At 73.4% G+C, this 13,448-nt stretch carries 15 protein-coding genes; 9 read left to right on the top strand and 6 right to left on the bottom strand.

Features of this window, described 5'->3' with window-relative positions; translation table 11 throughout:
- Positions 1-21 precede the first annotated feature (21 nt).
- The 3 genes from NOD94_RS01920 to NOD94_RS01910 are packed head-to-tail and all read left to right on the top strand — an operon-like array spanning position 22 to position 3,819.
- Positions 22-1,572: a sugar ABC transporter ATP-binding protein gene (locus tag NOD94_RS01920; RefSeq protein ID WP_281203909.1), complete on the top strand. Its 1,551-nt coding sequence runs from the start codon at positions 22-24 to the stop codon at positions 1,570-1,572.
- Positions 1,569-2,633, top strand: a complete 1,065-nt coding sequence (locus tag NOD94_RS01915; protein ID WP_281203908.1) for an ABC transporter permease — start codon at positions 1,569-1,571, stop codon at positions 2,631-2,633. The genes NOD94_RS01920 and NOD94_RS01915 overlap by 4 nt, the downstream gene beginning before the upstream one ends.
- Before the next feature lie 40 nt (positions 2,634-2,673).
- Positions 2,674-3,819 (top strand): substrate-binding domain-containing protein, encoded by a 1,146-nt coding sequence (locus NOD94_RS01910; protein WP_281203907.1) that lies wholly within the window; start codon positions 2,674-2,676, stop codon positions 3,817-3,819.
- Positions 3,820-3,821: 2 nt separating this feature from the next.
- On the opposite strand, the gene NOD94_RS01905 is transcribed toward NOD94_RS01910, so the two are convergent.
- The 4 genes from NOD94_RS01905 to NOD94_RS01890 all read right to left on the bottom strand — a co-directional run bounded on the left by NOD94_RS01905 (position 3,822) and on the right by NOD94_RS01890 (position 7,009).
- Complete coding sequence (locus NOD94_RS01905) at positions 3,822-4,598, bottom strand: DUF2071 domain-containing protein (protein ID WP_281203906.1); 777 nt, start codon at positions 4,596-4,598, stop codon at positions 3,822-3,824.
- Positions 4,592-5,026: a hypothetical protein gene (locus tag NOD94_RS01900; protein WP_281203905.1), complete on the bottom strand. Its 435-nt coding sequence runs from the start codon at positions 5,024-5,026 to the stop codon at positions 4,592-4,594. Before NOD94_RS01900 ends, NOD94_RS01905 begins: the two co-directional genes overlap by 7 nt.
- 116 nt (positions 5,027-5,142) lie before the next feature.
- Positions 5,143-6,009, bottom strand: a complete 867-nt coding sequence (locus tag NOD94_RS01895) for a DMT family transporter (protein ID WP_281203904.1) — start codon at positions 6,007-6,009, stop codon at positions 5,143-5,145.
- Positions 6,010-6,121: 112 nt separating this feature from the next.
- The gene (locus NOD94_RS01890) at positions 6,122-7,009 is read right to left on the bottom strand and encodes a LysR family transcriptional regulator (RefSeq protein WP_281203903.1); all 888 of its coding nucleotides are present in this window, start codon (positions 7,007-7,009) and stop codon (positions 6,122-6,124) included.
- Positions 7,010-7,110: 101 nt separating this feature from the next.
- Between NOD94_RS01890 and NOD94_RS01885 the strand changes: the two genes are divergently transcribed.
- Together NOD94_RS01885 and NOD94_RS01880 are read left to right on the top strand one after the other, a co-directional pair.
- Positions 7,111-8,031: a DMT family transporter gene (locus NOD94_RS01885; RefSeq protein WP_281203902.1), complete on the top strand. Its 921-nt coding sequence runs from the start codon at positions 7,111-7,113 to the stop codon at positions 8,029-8,031.
- 51 nt (positions 8,032-8,082) lie between these two features.
- Positions 8,083-8,475, top strand: a complete 393-nt coding sequence (locus NOD94_RS01880; protein WP_281203901.1) for a hypothetical protein — start codon at positions 8,083-8,085, stop codon at positions 8,473-8,475.
- Here NOD94_RS01880 and NOD94_RS01875 read toward each other — a convergent pair.
- Complete coding sequence (locus NOD94_RS01875; protein WP_281203900.1) at positions 8,462-9,697, bottom strand: MFS transporter; 1,236 nt, start codon at positions 9,695-9,697, stop codon at positions 8,462-8,464. The genes NOD94_RS01880 and NOD94_RS01875 overlap by 14 nt on opposite strands.
- 81 nt (positions 9,698-9,778) lie before the next feature.
- On the opposite strand from NOD94_RS01875, the gene NOD94_RS01870 reads away from it, so the two are divergent.
- The gene (locus NOD94_RS01870; RefSeq protein WP_281203985.1) at positions 9,779-10,354 is read left to right on the top strand and encodes a CGNR zinc finger domain-containing protein; all 576 of its coding nucleotides are present in this window, start codon (positions 9,779-9,781) and stop codon (positions 10,352-10,354) included.
- 91 nt (positions 10,355-10,445) lie between these two features.
- Positions 10,446-11,030, top strand: coding sequence for an RNA 2',3'-cyclic phosphodiesterase (gene thpR / locus NOD94_RS01865; protein WP_281203899.1), 585 nt, complete (start codon positions 10,446-10,448; stop codon positions 11,028-11,030).
- Positions 11,031-11,217: 187 nt separating this feature from the next.
- Here the strand turns inward: thpR and NOD94_RS01860 are convergent, their stop codons facing one another.
- A complete protein-coding gene (locus tag NOD94_RS01860) occupies positions 11,218-11,367 on the bottom strand; it encodes a hypothetical protein (protein ID WP_281203898.1) in 150 nt (49 codons plus the stop codon).
- Positions 11,368-11,682: 315 nt separating this feature from the next.
- Between NOD94_RS01860 and NOD94_RS01855 the strand changes: the two genes are divergently transcribed.
- On the top strand, positions 11,683-12,636 hold the full coding sequence (locus tag NOD94_RS01855; protein ID WP_281203984.1) for an amino acid ABC transporter permease: 954 nt from the start codon (positions 11,683-11,685) through the stop codon (positions 12,634-12,636).
- On the top strand, positions 12,633-13,424 hold the full coding sequence (locus NOD94_RS01850; protein WP_281203897.1) for an amino acid ABC transporter ATP-binding protein: 792 nt from the start codon (positions 12,633-12,635) through the stop codon (positions 13,422-13,424). Before NOD94_RS01855 ends, NOD94_RS01850 begins: the two co-directional genes overlap by 4 nt.
- The last annotated feature ends 24 nt before the right edge of the window (positions 13,425-13,448 follow it).

The following is a 13,448-nucleotide window of genomic DNA, read 5'->3' as shown; positions in this document are numbered from 1 at the left end:
GGCCGACCCCCGGAGAAGTCTGTGCATGACGCTCCCGACACCTCGACGGGGCCGCATACCCGCTCCGGCGGGCAGCCCCTCGTGCGTGTGCGCGGCCTCGGCAAGCGGTTCGGCGGCACCCGCGCGCTGGAATCGGTCGACCTCGACGTCCACCGGGGCAGCGCCCTCGCCCTGCTGGGGCCCAACGGCGCGGGGAAGTCCACCCTGATCAAGGTGCTCGCGGGGGTCCACCATGCCGACGAGGGCGAGGTGACGGTGGCCGGCCACCCCCTCGGCTCGCACGCCGCGACCCGGAACATGTCCTTCATCCACCAGGACCTCGGGCTCGTCGACTGGATGACGGTGGCGGAGAACATCGCCCTGGGCACCGGCTATCCGCGCCGGTACGGATTGATCTCGTGGCGACGCGCGCGCGAGCGCTGCGCGGAGGCGCTGCGCACCGTCGCCGGGCACCTGGACGCCGACGCCCGGATCGCCGACCTCGCCCCCGCCGAACGCTCGCTGGTCGCCATCGCCCGCGCCCTGGCCTCGCGTGCCGAGCTCCTGGTCCTCGACGAGCCGACCGCCACCCTCCCCGCCGCGGACTGCGCCCGGCTGTTCGACGTCCTGCACGCCCTGCGCGACCGGGGCCACGGCATCCTCTACGTCAGCCACCGGCTCGACGAGGTGTACGAGGTCGCTGACACCTTCGCCGTCCTGCGGGACGGGCTCCTCGTCGACCGGGGCCCCCTGGCCGGGCACAGCCCCGCCCGGTTGGTGCACGCCATCGTGGGCCACGCGTCCGCCCCGCACCGGCCCGCGACCGAACCGGCCGCCGGGCCGCCCCTCCTGCGCCTCGACGGCCTGACGACCGAGTACGCCAAGGACATCGACCTGGACCTGCGGGCCGGTGAGATCCTCGGCATGGTGGGCCTGACCGGAGCCGGCCACACGGACCTGGGCCGCGCCCTGGCCGGCGTACGGCCGGTCCTCGGCGGGCGGGCCCTGCTCGACGGGAAGCCGTATCGGCCGTCCACGGTGTCCGCCGCGCTCGACTGCGGCGTCGGCTTCGTGACGGGCAACCGTCAGGAGGAGGGCTGCGCCGCCGAACTGACCGTCCGGGAGAACTTCCTCGCCAACCCCCGGTCCGCGGGCGTGCGGGCGTTGCGGTGGCTGGGCCCGCGGCGCGAGCGCGCCGAGGCCACCGCCCTCATCGACCGGTTCTCGGTACGACCCCGCGACAGCGAGGTGCCGATCGCCACCCTGTCCGGCGGCAACCAGCAGAAGGTCATGGTCGGCCGCCGGCTCCGGGGCGACCTGCGCCTGCTCGTCCTGGAGGAGCCGACGGCCGGCGTGGACGTGGGCGCCAAGTCCACGCTGTACCGGCTCCTCGACGACGCGCTGGCCGACGGTCTGGCGGTCCTGCTCATCTCCACCGACTTCGAGGAGGTGGCGGGCGTGTGCCACCGCGCCCTGGTGTTCGTCCGCGGGAGCGTGGCGGCCGAGTTGACGGGTGCGGCCCTCACCGTCGCCGAACTCACCCGGACCGCCTCCTCCATGCCCCCCATCACCGGAGCTGCGACGACCCGATGACCCCCTTCCTCCCTCCCCGAGCCCTGCCGGCGCGGCTGCGCGGGCACTTCATCGGCAGCTACGGCCTCCTGGGCCTGGCCGTCGTGCTCTTCGTGGTCTTCTCCGTCACCCTGCCGGGCACCTTCCCCACCCGGGACAACATCTCCTCGATCCTGTCCAACCAGGCGATCCCCGCCGTCCTGGCCCTCGGCGCCACCATCCCCATCGCGACGGGCAAGTTCGACCTGTCCATCGGCTACGGCCTCGGGCTGGCCCACGTCATGGTGATGGACCTCGTCGTCACCGAGGGCTGGCCCTGGCCCCTCGCCTGCCTGGCGGTGGTGTGCGGGGGCGGGGTGGTCGGTGCCCTCAACGGTGTCATCGTCGAGTTCGGGCGGATCGACTCCTTCATCGCGACCCTGGGCACCGGCAGCATGATGTACGCGGTCACCGGCTGGATCACGGACGGGGCGCGGATCGTCCCCGGCCCCGGCGGGCTGCCCGCCGCCTTCACGGGCCTCTACGACTCCCGGTTCCTCGGACTGCCGTTGCCCGCCTTTTACGTGCTGGCCGTCGCGGCCGCCCTCTGGGTGGTGTTGGACCGGCTGCCGGCCGGCCGGTACCTGTACGTCATCGGGTCCAACCCGCGTGCCGCGGACATCATCGGCATCCCGACGCACCGCTACTGCGTCTACGCGTTCGCCGGGTCGGGTCTGGTCGTCGGCTTCGCCGGCGTCCTGCTGGCGGCGCAGCAGCAGACCGGCAACCCCAGTGTCGGGCTGGACTACCTGCTGCCCGCGTTCGTCGGCGCCCTGCTCGGATCCACCACGATCAGGCCCGGGCGGGCCAACGCCCTCGGCACCGTCGTCGCCGTCGCGGTCCTCGCCATCGGTCTCGCCGGCATCGGCCAGCTCGGCGCCCAGTTCTGGGCCACTCCGTTGTTCAACGGGGCCACCCTGCTCATCGCCGTCGGCCTCGCCGGCTGGTCCGCCCGCCGGCGCCTGCGTCCCCGTGCCCCGGTGCCCGGCCGCCCGCCCGCCGAGCCGGACTTCGCGTCGTCCGCCGACGGCCGCCGGCCCTGATCCCCTGTCCCTTCGAACGCACACCCTCGTCAGGAGCTCCGTGCACCCGAACCGCAAGTCCAGCGCCAGGACCGCAGCCCTGCTGACGGCGGCCGTCGCCCTCGTGGCCGGCTGCGGGGGCGGCGGCCCGCGGGCCGGCACCGGCACCGCCTCACCGCAGGACGGCTGTCCCGCGAGCCTCGCGCGGGCGCAGGCCGCCGTTCGGCAGGCCGAGAACGGCGACGCCTCCTGGAACGGCCCCACCAGTGGGCCCGCCGCGGTTGCGGGCAAGACCCTCGTCTACGTCGCGCAGACCATGACCAACCCCGGCGTCGCGGGCGTCGCGAAGGGGCTCCAGGACGCCGCGCGGACCATTGGCTGGAAGGTCCGGGTGATCGACGGGGAGGGCACGCCGGCGGGCATCCAGGCGGCGCTCAGCCAGGCCGTCACCCTCAAACCGTCGGGCATCGTCATCGGCGGCTTCGACCCCGAGCTGACCTCCCAGCAGGTGGCGCGGGCCCGGGCGGCGGGCATCCCGCTCGTGGGCTGGCACGCCGTGGGCACGCCCGGGCCGAGCGAGGAGGCCGGTCTGCTGACGAACGTCACCACGAAGGTGGAGGACGTCGCGAGGATCAGCGCGGACTGGGTCATCGCCGGGGCGCGGGGGAACGCCGGGGTCGTCCTCTTCACCGACGACTCCATCCCGTTCGCCAGGAACAAGTCGGAGCTGATCCAGAAGGAGCTCGCCACCTGCGCCGGTGTGGAGGTCCTGTCGTACGAGAACATTCCGATCCCCGACGCGAGTACCCGCACGCCGCAGGAGGTGTCCTCCCTCCTGTCGCGCTTCGGGGACCGGTGGACCCACTCCGTCGCGATCAACGACCTCTACTTCGACGACGCGGCCCCGGCCTTCCGCGCCGCCGGCAAGCCGGGGTCCGGGCCGCCGTTCAACATCGGCGCGGGGGACGGCGACCCGTCGGCGTTCCAGCGGATCGACAGCGAGCAGTTCCAGGCCGCCACCGTGCCCGAGCCGTTGTCCCAGCAGGGCTGGCAGATCGTCGACGAGTTCAACCGGGCCTTCGCAGGTCGGCCCCCCAGCGGTTACGTCGCCCCCGTCCACATCTCCACGGCCGCCAACAGTCGCGGTGCCACGTCCTGGGATCCGCCGGGCTACCGCGAGGCGTACCGGAAGATCTGGGGGAGGTGAGGTCAGGTCCCGGCGGGCGTGCGGGAGGGTCGGCCGAGGCGGACCGGGACGCCGGGTGAGTAGAGCACGCTGACCGGGGCGCCCTCGGGAGTCGGGATGCCGGCCGCGGCGACGAGGTTCTCCTCGCAGGTGATCAGCTCGGCGCGGTACAGGGGCCAGCGGGGATGCTCGTTGGACAGGTATCCGGCGCCGCCCGGGAACGCGTTGTGCATGCCCCACCGGGCGGTGAGGAAGTGTTCCAGTTCGGTGGGTTCCTCGATGCGGGCACCGGTGCGCACGGTGATCCGGCTGGACGCCCCGCGCGGGCCGGGCAGGCGCCGGGAGCTCGTGTAATGGACGGTGTCGCCCTCGGCCCGAAGGGCCATCCGCGACCACAGGTAGGGCAGCCGGAACCCCAACCGCCCCGCCACGACGGGGATCAGCCGGGACGCGTCCATGGAGCGGAACACGACGCCGCGCCGCCCCTGCGCGTCGCGGGAGTACAGCCGAACGTTGGTCTCGGGGAAGGACCCGAGGTACGGCACCCCGGGCAGTCCCAGCAGCCCCACCCTGTGCATGCGGAAGGCGACGAGCCCGACGTAGGTGAGCCCGTCCCGGGTGTCGGGGACCGCGCCCCGCGGCATGAGTCCGGCGACCACGTCCGGCGCGACGGCCCAGTGGATGAACGTGAGGTCGAGCCACTGCTGGGTGAACAGGGGCCTGGGTACGGCGGCCGGGGCGTCGGGGGTGACCGGCTCCGGCGTGCCTTCGCGCGGGCGGGGCCCGCTCCCGCTCAGCACGGGCCGCCGTCCGCGACGGGAAGTCCGGGCACCCCGTCCCGCGCCGTGGCCCGGGAGTCCTCGCGGGGCAACACCCACACGACGTAGACGGCCTGCGCGCACAGCAGGATCGCGTACTGGAGGGGGGCCAAGAGGGCCGCCGGGAACAGGGGGGCGAGCGGGAGGAGCAGTGTCCAGCCGCCGCGGATCCGCGCCGCGCCGCCGTCGGGCGGTTCCAGGCGCCGTTCGTGCAGCAGGGTGAGGACGAAGAGGGTCCCGAGGGCGATCAGCGGCACCATCACCAGCCCCACCCGCATCCCATCCCACAGCTGCTGCATGAAGGGGCCGTCCCCGAGGACGGGCAGCACGAGGGAGGCCGCCGTCCAGCCCACCACGGTGGTGAGGACGTGGCGCAGCAGGCTGACGATGAGCCAGCGGCCTGTGCTCATGGGCGGGTTCCTCGCTCGGCCGGTCCGGCGGGGCGGTCGTCCGCCGTTTCCCGCCGGAATATTATTGAACACGTTCAAGCTACCAGCTCCCGGAACCTCGCGACAGGGGCCGCGGCTCAGGGGCCGTCCGCCTCGACCTCCGCGCCGGCCCTGGCCAGCACGAACACGCCGACGCAGATCAGAACGAGGCCCAGCAGCTGGGGCAGCAGCCACCAATGGCCCCGCAGGTGTTCCTCGTAGAGCAGTACCCCGAGGGCGACGCTCACGCCGGCGTCGCCGAGGGTCAGCGCGGGCTGCGAGGCGACCAGTGGGCCGCCCTGCATGGCGTGTTCGAGGAGCAGCAGGGCGCAGACGCCGCAGGCTGCGAAGGCGTACGTCTCCCAGGCGGTCAGGAAGGCGCGGAGGCCGCCCTCGTCGAGGACGTGCATGGAGGACTTCATGAGGGCTGCGGTGAGCGCGTAGCAGACGGCGGTGGCCGCGCCGAGGCAGCCGGCCCGCATCCGGCCGGGCGGCCTGCGCAGTCCGGTCACGGCCAGTGCGGCCACGGCCGCCGCGCAGGCGGCCAGGGCCAGGAGCCAGCGGTCGACCGGGACGTGCGTCCGGTTGCCCGCCGGCGAGGCAGCCACCAGCACGATCCCCAGCCCGGCCACCACGCCCGCGACGGCGAGCCACACCACCCCGGGCATCCGGTTCCGCGCCACCAGCGAGCCGATCAGCAGGGCGAGCGGCAGTTCCAGGACGAACAGGGGCTGCACGAGGGCCAGCGCGCCCGTCGCGAGCGCCACGGCCTGTCCGACACCGGCGGCGATCACCGCCAGGATCCCGCCGATCCACAGCGGCCGCTTCAGCAGGTCCAGGACGAGGCCGAACCGGAAGCCGTCGCTCTGCGGCACGGTGAGCGCGGCCCGCCGCTGGAGGACGGTGGCGAGGGCGTTGCTGAGCGCCGCGAACAGCGCGAAGAGGACCGGCAGTACGAAGCCCATGCCCGATCCTCACCGCACCCGGCGCGGCTCCCCGCCACGACACCGCGCGGGGCCCGCCCGGCTCCGGCCGTTCCCCCGTCCAGACCCATGGCCCCGACCCGGCGGTCCGGGGTCAGCCCACCGCGTCGCGGAGGGCGTCGAGGAGGTCGCGTACGGCGGGTCGGGCGAGCGAGACCTCCCGGACGGCCACGTGGATCCTGCGCAGGGGCCGCGGGTTGCGCACCGGGCGTACGAGTACTCCCGGATGGGCGCTCCCCAGCGCCATCCGCGGCATCAGGGCGACGCCCAGGCCGGCGGCGACGAAGCCCTGCGCGGTGGCGTAGTCCTCGCTCTCGACGGCGAAGCCGGGGCTGAAGCCGGCCGCGGAGCACGCGGTGAGCACGGCGTCCAGGCAGGGGCCGGGCGGTTCGCTGCCGACCCACGGTTCCCCGGCGAGGTCGATCAGGTCGACCTCCTCCCGGTCGGCGAGGGGGTGGTGCGCGGGGAGGATCACGTCGTACGGGTCGTCGTGCAGGTGGACCAGGCGCACGCCCTCGTACGGGCGGGGGTCCGGCCCGACGGCGAGCGCGAGGTCCGCCCGGCCCTGCTCCACCTCGTGGAGCGGGGCGGCCGGATCGGCCAGCCTGAGGTCGATCCGAACCCGGGGATGGGCACGGCGCAGGCCGATCAGGGCGGGTGCCACCAGCGCGGCGCCCGCGGAGGCGAAGTAGCGGACCCCCACCCGGCCGGTGTGCCCCGCGCGCAGGTCGGCGAGGGCGGCCTCCGCCGCCGCGATGTCCTGACCGATGATCTCCGCGTGTTCGGCGAGCAGCCGGCCGGCCGCCGTGGGCCGCACGCCGCGGCCGACCCGTTCCAGCAGGGCGGTCCCGGCCTGTTTCTCCAGAGCGGCCACCTGTTGGCTCACCGCGGAGGGGGTGTAGCCGAGGTGGCCGGCCGCAGCCGTGACCGAACCACTCGTGATGACCGCCCTGAGGACCTGCATCCGTCGCACATCAAGCATGTAGCACAGGTTAACGGTAGGTGCATGATCCTTTGCTTGTCCTGTCGAATCGACTGCGGCACCGTTCTGAGGAGAAACGATCGGCGGAGGGAGACAGAGGAATGACCAGTGCCGTACGGGTGGCCGTGCTCTCGCTGTTGTGGGGATCGACCTTCCTGTGGATCGAACTGTCCCTGGACGCCTTCACACCGGTCCAGGTCACCTTGATCCGCTGCGCGCTCGGTGCGGGCCTGCTGTGGATCCTGTGCCGCGCGAGGGGGCAGCGCCTGCCCCGGGAACCGGCCGTCTGGGGCCGCCTCGTGGTGGCCGCGTTCTTCTGCAACGCCCTGCCCTTCGTCCTGTTCGGCATCGGCCAGCAGACGATCGACTCCGGGGCGGCCGGGGTGCTGAACGCGACGACTCCCCTGTGGTCGCTGCTGCTCGGCGTGGCCCTCGGCGGCGAACGGCCCCTGCACGCCGTGCGCGTGGTCGGCCTGCTGGCCGGATTCGCGGGGACGGCGCTGATCTTCGCGCCGTGGGAGCGGTCCGGTCTCGTGGGCTGGGGCGCGCTCGCGATCGTGGGGGCCGCCGCGAGCTACGCGGTCGCGTTCGTCCACATGGGGCGACACCTGGTGGGGCGCGGCATCCCCACGCTGCCGCTGGCCGCGTCCCAGCTGATCGCCGCGACGGCGCTCACCACCTTGACCCTGCCCTTCGGGGGCCTCACGCCGGTGCGGGCCGAACCACGGGCCCTGGTCGCCGTCGTCGTACTGGGACTGTTCGCCACCGGTCTCACCTTCTACCTGACGTACAGGATCATCGCGGACGAGGGCGCGACCAACGCGGCGACCGTGGGCTACCTGCTGCCCGTGGTGTCCGTGGTCCTGGGAGCGGTGGTCCTGGGCGAGGAACTGAACCCGAGGATCGTCGTCGGCATGGCGGTCGTGCTGGTGGGCGTCGCCATGACGCGCCGCCGCGCCCGGCCCCGTCGGGAGGCGGCGCCGGCCCGGCCGCGACCGGGAGCCGACCTGCGGGGATACTGACAACCGGGGCCCGGGCGGGTGGCCCGTACCGATCCGAGGGATGAAGAAGCGATGACCCTGACAGAAGGCGGGCGGGTACGACTGGCGGACGACGCGACGCTGATCGATTCGCTCGCGCCGACGGACGGCTCCCCGACGCCGCCGGGCGCCTTCCACGGGTCCTTGTTGCTCGCGGCGGGCACCGAGGGCACCGTCGAGCGCGTGGTCGAGGACCGGGACGGGAGCAAGGGCGTGCGCGAGTACCAGCGCCTCACGTCCCTCCTCGACTCCTTCGGCCGCGACATGCCCACGGAGAGCAAGCGGCGTCTGGAGGAGCAGATCGCCGCCCTGGAGCCGGAGTGGACCGCCCATCAGGAGCGCGGCCCGCTCGTCACGGTCCGCGTGCGCTTCGACAACGGGTTCGTCCTGGACGGCGTACGACAGGAGCTGTTCACGTCCGACTGACCTGCCCGGTCGCCTCCGGGGAGTGATCGGGGCCGGGCGCCCGTGACCGCCGCGTTCGTCCGATGAGGGTGTCGACGACGAGCAGTTGGGCGGCCGCGAGGGCGAGGCAGAGGCCCGCGGTGGCGGCCCACAGCACGGCCACGCCGGCGTGTTCGAGCGCCTGGGTCGAGGTCACCGGGGCCAGCACCGTGGCGATGCCCCAGCTGATGCCGTACGCGGCGAGGTAGCGGTCGGTGGCGCCGGGCGGGGCCAGTTCCGCGACCACGCTCAGCGCCCGGCCCAGGAGCAGCACGTCGCCCAGGCTCCAGAGCACCGTGGACGCGGTGAACGCGGGCAGGGTGTGCGCGACGGCGTACCCGGCCAGTCCGGCCGCCATGAGGACGTAGCCCAGGGCCAGGGCGGCGGAATCGGGGAGTTCGGCGAGGCGGCGCAGGCGCAGCGCGGGCTGCGCGGCCACGACGGTCACGGCCGAGGTGGTGAACAGCAGTCCGGCGTCGGCGGGTTCCAGGCCCCGACGGTCCAGACTGAGCGGCAGCGCGATCATGATTTGCATGGTGACGAGGGCGAAGACGGTCCCGGCACCGAACATGGCGCACAGCGCGCGGTCCCGCCAGGGACTCGCCGCGCCCCCCTGCCCGCCCGCGCCCGCGGGCCCGGTGGTCGGCGCCTTCGGCCGGAGGTGGTCGGCGGGGAGGACCAGCTGGAGGACCAGGGCGCAGACGAGGCAGGTCAGCGCGTCGACGACGAACAGCCAGCGCAGGTCCCACCGACCGAGGCCCGCCGCGATCAGGCCCGCTCCCGTGCCGCCGATGGCGAGCGCGGTGTTGAGGAGGCCGTACGCGCGCACCCGGTCGGCGGGGCCGACCGCGTCGGCGATCATCCCCTGGCTGGGCGGTTCGTACAGTTCGAAGGCCAGGCCCAGCAGCACCGCGAAGAGCGCCACCGCGGCGAGCGAGCCGGCGGCGGCGATGCCCAGCTGTGCGAGGGCGCATCCGGTGAGCCCGAGCACCATGGTGCGCCGACGCCCGAGGCGGACCGCGAGGCGGCCTCCGGCGAGCCGGGAGGGGATCGTCGCGAGGCCGAAGGCGGCCGAGAGCACGCCGGCGGTCGTGGCGCTCGCGCCGAAGTCGGTGCTGATGAGGACGGTCAGGAAGGGCAGGGAGAAGGCTCCGAGCCGGTTGATCGCCCGGGCCCCCACCAGCAGCCATACGGTCCGCGGCATGGACGCCACCCCTCGCGTAACTGTCGAATCAAGTATTGTCAGTCACCTACGCTAGCCACGAAGGGAGTGACTGGTCAAGTGATGTTCGACAGTCACGTAGGGGTACTGCTGGAACAGGCCGCATCGCTCGTGAACACGTTGACCGACGGGGAGGCGCACGGCCGCCCCTACACCGCCCCCCGCGGGGAGGAACTTCCCGGCGCGATCGACACGGCGATCTCGCACACCGCCGCGTCACTGCCGCGCGACATCGACGCCGCGCAGGCGGAGTACCTCGTCGACACGGCGACCCGCATGCGGGAGGTCTTCCGGGCCGTGGACGACGGCAGGTTGGACGACGCGGCCGCGGCCGTGAACGCCCTCCTGCGCGACACCGGAGCCCGCCCCCGGCTGGACCGGCGCGGGGACGAGCCCTGGCAGATGCACTTCCACGGCGCCGGTGACTCGTTCGCGGCCGGGAGCAGCGCCAGTTGCGCCACCGCGCTCGCGCTGGCCGTGGGCGGCGGTCTCGCCGGCCGGCTCGGCGTGTGCCGGGCCGATCGCTGCGACCGCGTGTACGTCGACACCTCCCGCAACGGCACCCGCCAGTTCTGTTCCACCGCCTGCCAGAACCGTACGAAGGCGGCCGCCTTCCGTGCCCGCAAGGAGGCCGGATGAGCGCGTGCGCGCGGCCGACGCGCGGCGCGCACGACGCCCCGTGCGGGGCCGAAGGTGACGCGGCGGGCCCTCGCACGGTACGAAGTGCAATGTGAACGCACAGACCCAGCCCGCCACCGTTCGGATATTCATCGCGCTCGCCCCGCCCGACGACGCGAAGGACGAGCTCGCGCGGGAACTGCGCCCCGCCTACGAGGCGTACCCGCGCATGCGCTGGAACCGCATCGAGGACTGGCACGTCACGCTCGCGTTCCTCGGGGAGCTCCCGGTCGCGACCGTCCCCCTGCTCCGCCCGCCGCTCGCGGAGCTGGCCGCGCGGCGCGCCCCCGTACGGCTGGCCCTGCGCGGCGGCGGCCACTTCGACGACCGAGTGCTGTGGAGCGGCATCGACGGGGACCTCGAAAACCTGCACCTGCTCGCGAGCGACGTCCGGGCGGTGGTCAAGGAGTGCGGGATCCCCTTCGAGGACCGACCGCTGCGCCCGCATCTGACGCTGGCCCGCGCCCGCCGCAACGAGCCCTCCTGCGCGGTGGGGGCCGCCGCCGGCCTCGCCGACTTCACCGGCCGCGACTGGCCCGCCGCACGCCTGCACCTGGTCGGCAGCAACATCGGCCGCGGCCCCGGACCGATCCACTACCGGGACATCGAGGCCTGGGACTTCCGCGGCGGAAGCTGACGGCGGCCACGCCCGGACCGGCGACCGGGCCGTAGGGCCCGCCGGTCGAGGGTCTTCGGCGGACGGGAACCCGTCGGCGCGGTGTTCGGCGGGGCGACGACCGGAACCTACCGGCGGCCCTTCGACAGGTTGAAGCCCAGGACGAGCAGGGCCGCCGCCATCACCGCCACGTGGACCCAGGCGGGCATCATGCCGGCCTCCGTACGGCCGGCCCGGTCTTCGGGACGGGCCTGCGGTTGCGCAGGACCGAGGCGAGCACCGCTCCTTGGAACGCGGGCAGCGCCGGCCCGAGCCGCGCACCGATTTCCTCCAACGAGATCCGCTTCCGTTTCCTCATGCCCCCGCGTGTGCCCCCGCGGGGCCCGCTGATGCGCGCCGGCGGGTCGTCCGCTCCGGCCGGCGGCCACTGCCCGACGGGCCGGCGGCACGTCTCCGGGCGCGGTTTTATTTCACGAACACGCTCTATGTGTACGGCGGATGAAATTGCCGCACGTTCAACGGCGCCTCGATATCAAGAGCCATTGACACCCTTTCTCGGGGGCGCCTAACTTACGCCGCAGATAACGACATCAGCGGCCTCTCCCGTCCGGCATGACGGCTGCTTTTCGATTTCTCGCCCGTCGAAGCTGCTGGAGTGTCCTTGACCGAATCACTGCTCCTCCCCGCGCCGCCGTCCGGCCCCTCCGGGCCACCCGGCCCGACCGAGCGGGTCCTCCCGCTCCGTCGGCCGGGACGGTGGGTCACGGCCGTCGTCGTCCTGGTGCTGGTCGCCCAGGCGGCGCACGGACTGGTCGCCAACCCCTTCTACCAATGGGACCGGTTCGCCTACTGGTTCCTGCGCCCCGCCGTCCTGGACGGGCTGCTCATCACCTTGCAGGTGACCGCGTACAGCGCCGTACTCGGTCTGGCCGGCGGCGTCCTGCTCGCCCTCGGTCGGCTCTCGGACAATCCGGTGCTGCGGTCCGTGAGTTGGACGTACATCTGGCTGTTCCGCTCCGTGCCGCTGATCGTCGTCCTGCTCTTCCTCTACAACCTCAGCGCCCTCTACCCCACCCTGAGCCTCGGGGTGCCCTTCGGGCCCGCCTTCCTCACCTTCGACGAGTCGCGGCTCGCCACCGACCTCGTCGTCGCGGTGATCGGCCTCAGCCTGTGCGAGGCCGCCTACGCGGCCGAGATCGTCCGGGCCGGTGTGCTCTCCGTCGACCAGGGCCAGCACGAGGCCGCGGCGGCCCTGGGCCTGCCCGGGCGCTACCAGTTCGCCCGGATCGTGTTCCCGCAGGCGCTCCGCTCGATCGTGCCCTCGTACGTCAACCAGCTGATCGGGCTGCTCAAGGCCACCTCGCTGGTGTTCTACGTGTCGCTGCTCGACCTGTTCGGCACGGTGCAGAGCCTGTCCAGCACCTATCCGGGGGACGTCGTGCCGCTCCTGCTCGTGGCGACGGTCTGGTACGTGATCCTGACCAGCCTGGTCTCCGTCGTGCAGTTCTACGTGGAGCGGCACTACGCCCGCGGGGCACTGCGCACCGTCCCGCCCACCCCCCTCCAACGGGCCCGCGCGGGCCTGTCGGACCTGCGGACCCGCCTGCGCGAGGAGACGGCCCGATGAGCACTGCCGGCATCGCCCCCACCGGACGGCCCCCGGCGATCGAGGTGCGCGGCGTGCACAAGTCGTTCGGTGGCCGACGGGTCCTGGACGGGGTGGACCTGACCATCGCCCCGGGCACCGTCACCGTGGTGCTGGGCCGTTCGGGTTCCGGCAAGTCCACCCTGCTGCGGGTCCTGAACCACCTGGAGAAGCCCGAGTCCGGGCACGTCAGCGTCGGTGGCGAGCTGATCGGGGTGGAGCGGCACGGCGACCGGCTCAAGGAGCTGCGGAAGCGGGCGATCCTGGCCCAGCGCAGCCGGATCGGTTTCGTCTTCCAGAACTTCAACCTCTTCCCGCACCTGACCGTGCTGGACAACGTCGCCGCCGCGCCGGTCGCGACGGGCAGGTTGCGCCGGCCCCAGGCCCGGGCCCAGGCACGCGAGTTGCTGGAGCGCGTCGGCCTCGGCGACCGGACCGGCGCCTACCCGCGGCAGTTGTCCGGCGGCCAGCAGCAGCGGGTCGCCATCGCCCGGGCCCTGGCCCTGCGGCCGGGCGTCATCCTCTTCGACGAACCCACCTCCGCGCTCGACCCCGAGCTGGTGGGCGAGGTGCTGTCCGTCATCAAGGACCTGGCCACCGGTGGCACCACCCTCGTGATCGTGACGCACGAGATCGGCTTCGCCCGGGAGGTGGCCGACGAGGTCGTCTTCCTCCACGAGGGCCGCATCGTCGAACAGGGCCCGCCCGCACGGGTCCTGGACCGTCCCGCACACCCGCGGACCCGGGAGTTCCTCAGCAAGGTGCTCTGAGTTCCTGCCCCACCCGTACCGCCA

The organism is Streptomyces sp. Isolate_45 (genome assembly GCF_024721315.2).
Taxonomy (GTDB): Bacteria; Actinomycetota; Actinomycetes; order Streptomycetales; family Streptomycetaceae; genus Streptomyces.
Note: the sequence above shows the minus strand (reverse complement) of the source record. Positions and strands in the feature narration are given on the sequence as shown.

Coding starts and splice junctions, on each gene's coding strand:
- NOD94_RS01875 (WP_281203900.1), bottom strand. CDS start 9,697: ATGCCGCGGACCGTATGGCTGCTGGTGGGGGCCCGGGCGATCAACCGG.
- NOD94_RS01915 (WP_281203908.1), top strand. CDS start 1,569: ATGACCCCCTTCCTCCCTCCCCGAGCCCTGCCGGCGCGGCTGCGCGGG.
- NOD94_RS01860 (WP_281203898.1), bottom strand. CDS start 11,367: ATGAGGAAACGGAAGCGGATCTCGTTGGAGGAAATCGGTGCGCGGCTC.
- NOD94_RS01890 (WP_281203903.1), bottom strand. CDS start 7,009: ATGCTTGATGTGCGACGGATGCAGGTCCTCAGGGCGGTCATCACGAGT.
- NOD94_RS01880 (WP_281203901.1), top strand. CDS start 8,083: ATGACCCTGACAGAAGGCGGGCGGGTACGACTGGCGGACGACGCGACG.
- NOD94_RS01895 (WP_281203904.1), bottom strand. CDS start 6,009: ATGGGCTTCGTACTGCCGGTCCTCTTCGCGCTGTTCGCGGCGCTCAGC.
- NOD94_RS01870 (WP_281203985.1), top strand. CDS start 9,779: ATGTTCGACAGTCACGTAGGGGTACTGCTGGAACAGGCCGCATCGCTC.
- NOD94_RS01885 (WP_281203902.1), top strand. CDS start 7,111: ATGACCAGTGCCGTACGGGTGGCCGTGCTCTCGCTGTTGTGGGGATCG.
- NOD94_RS01850 (WP_281203897.1), top strand. CDS start 12,633: ATGAGCACTGCCGGCATCGCCCCCACCGGACGGCCCCCGGCGATCGAG.
- NOD94_RS01900 (WP_281203905.1), bottom strand. CDS start 5,026: ATGAGCACAGGCCGCTGGCTCATCGTCAGCCTGCTGCGCCACGTCCTC.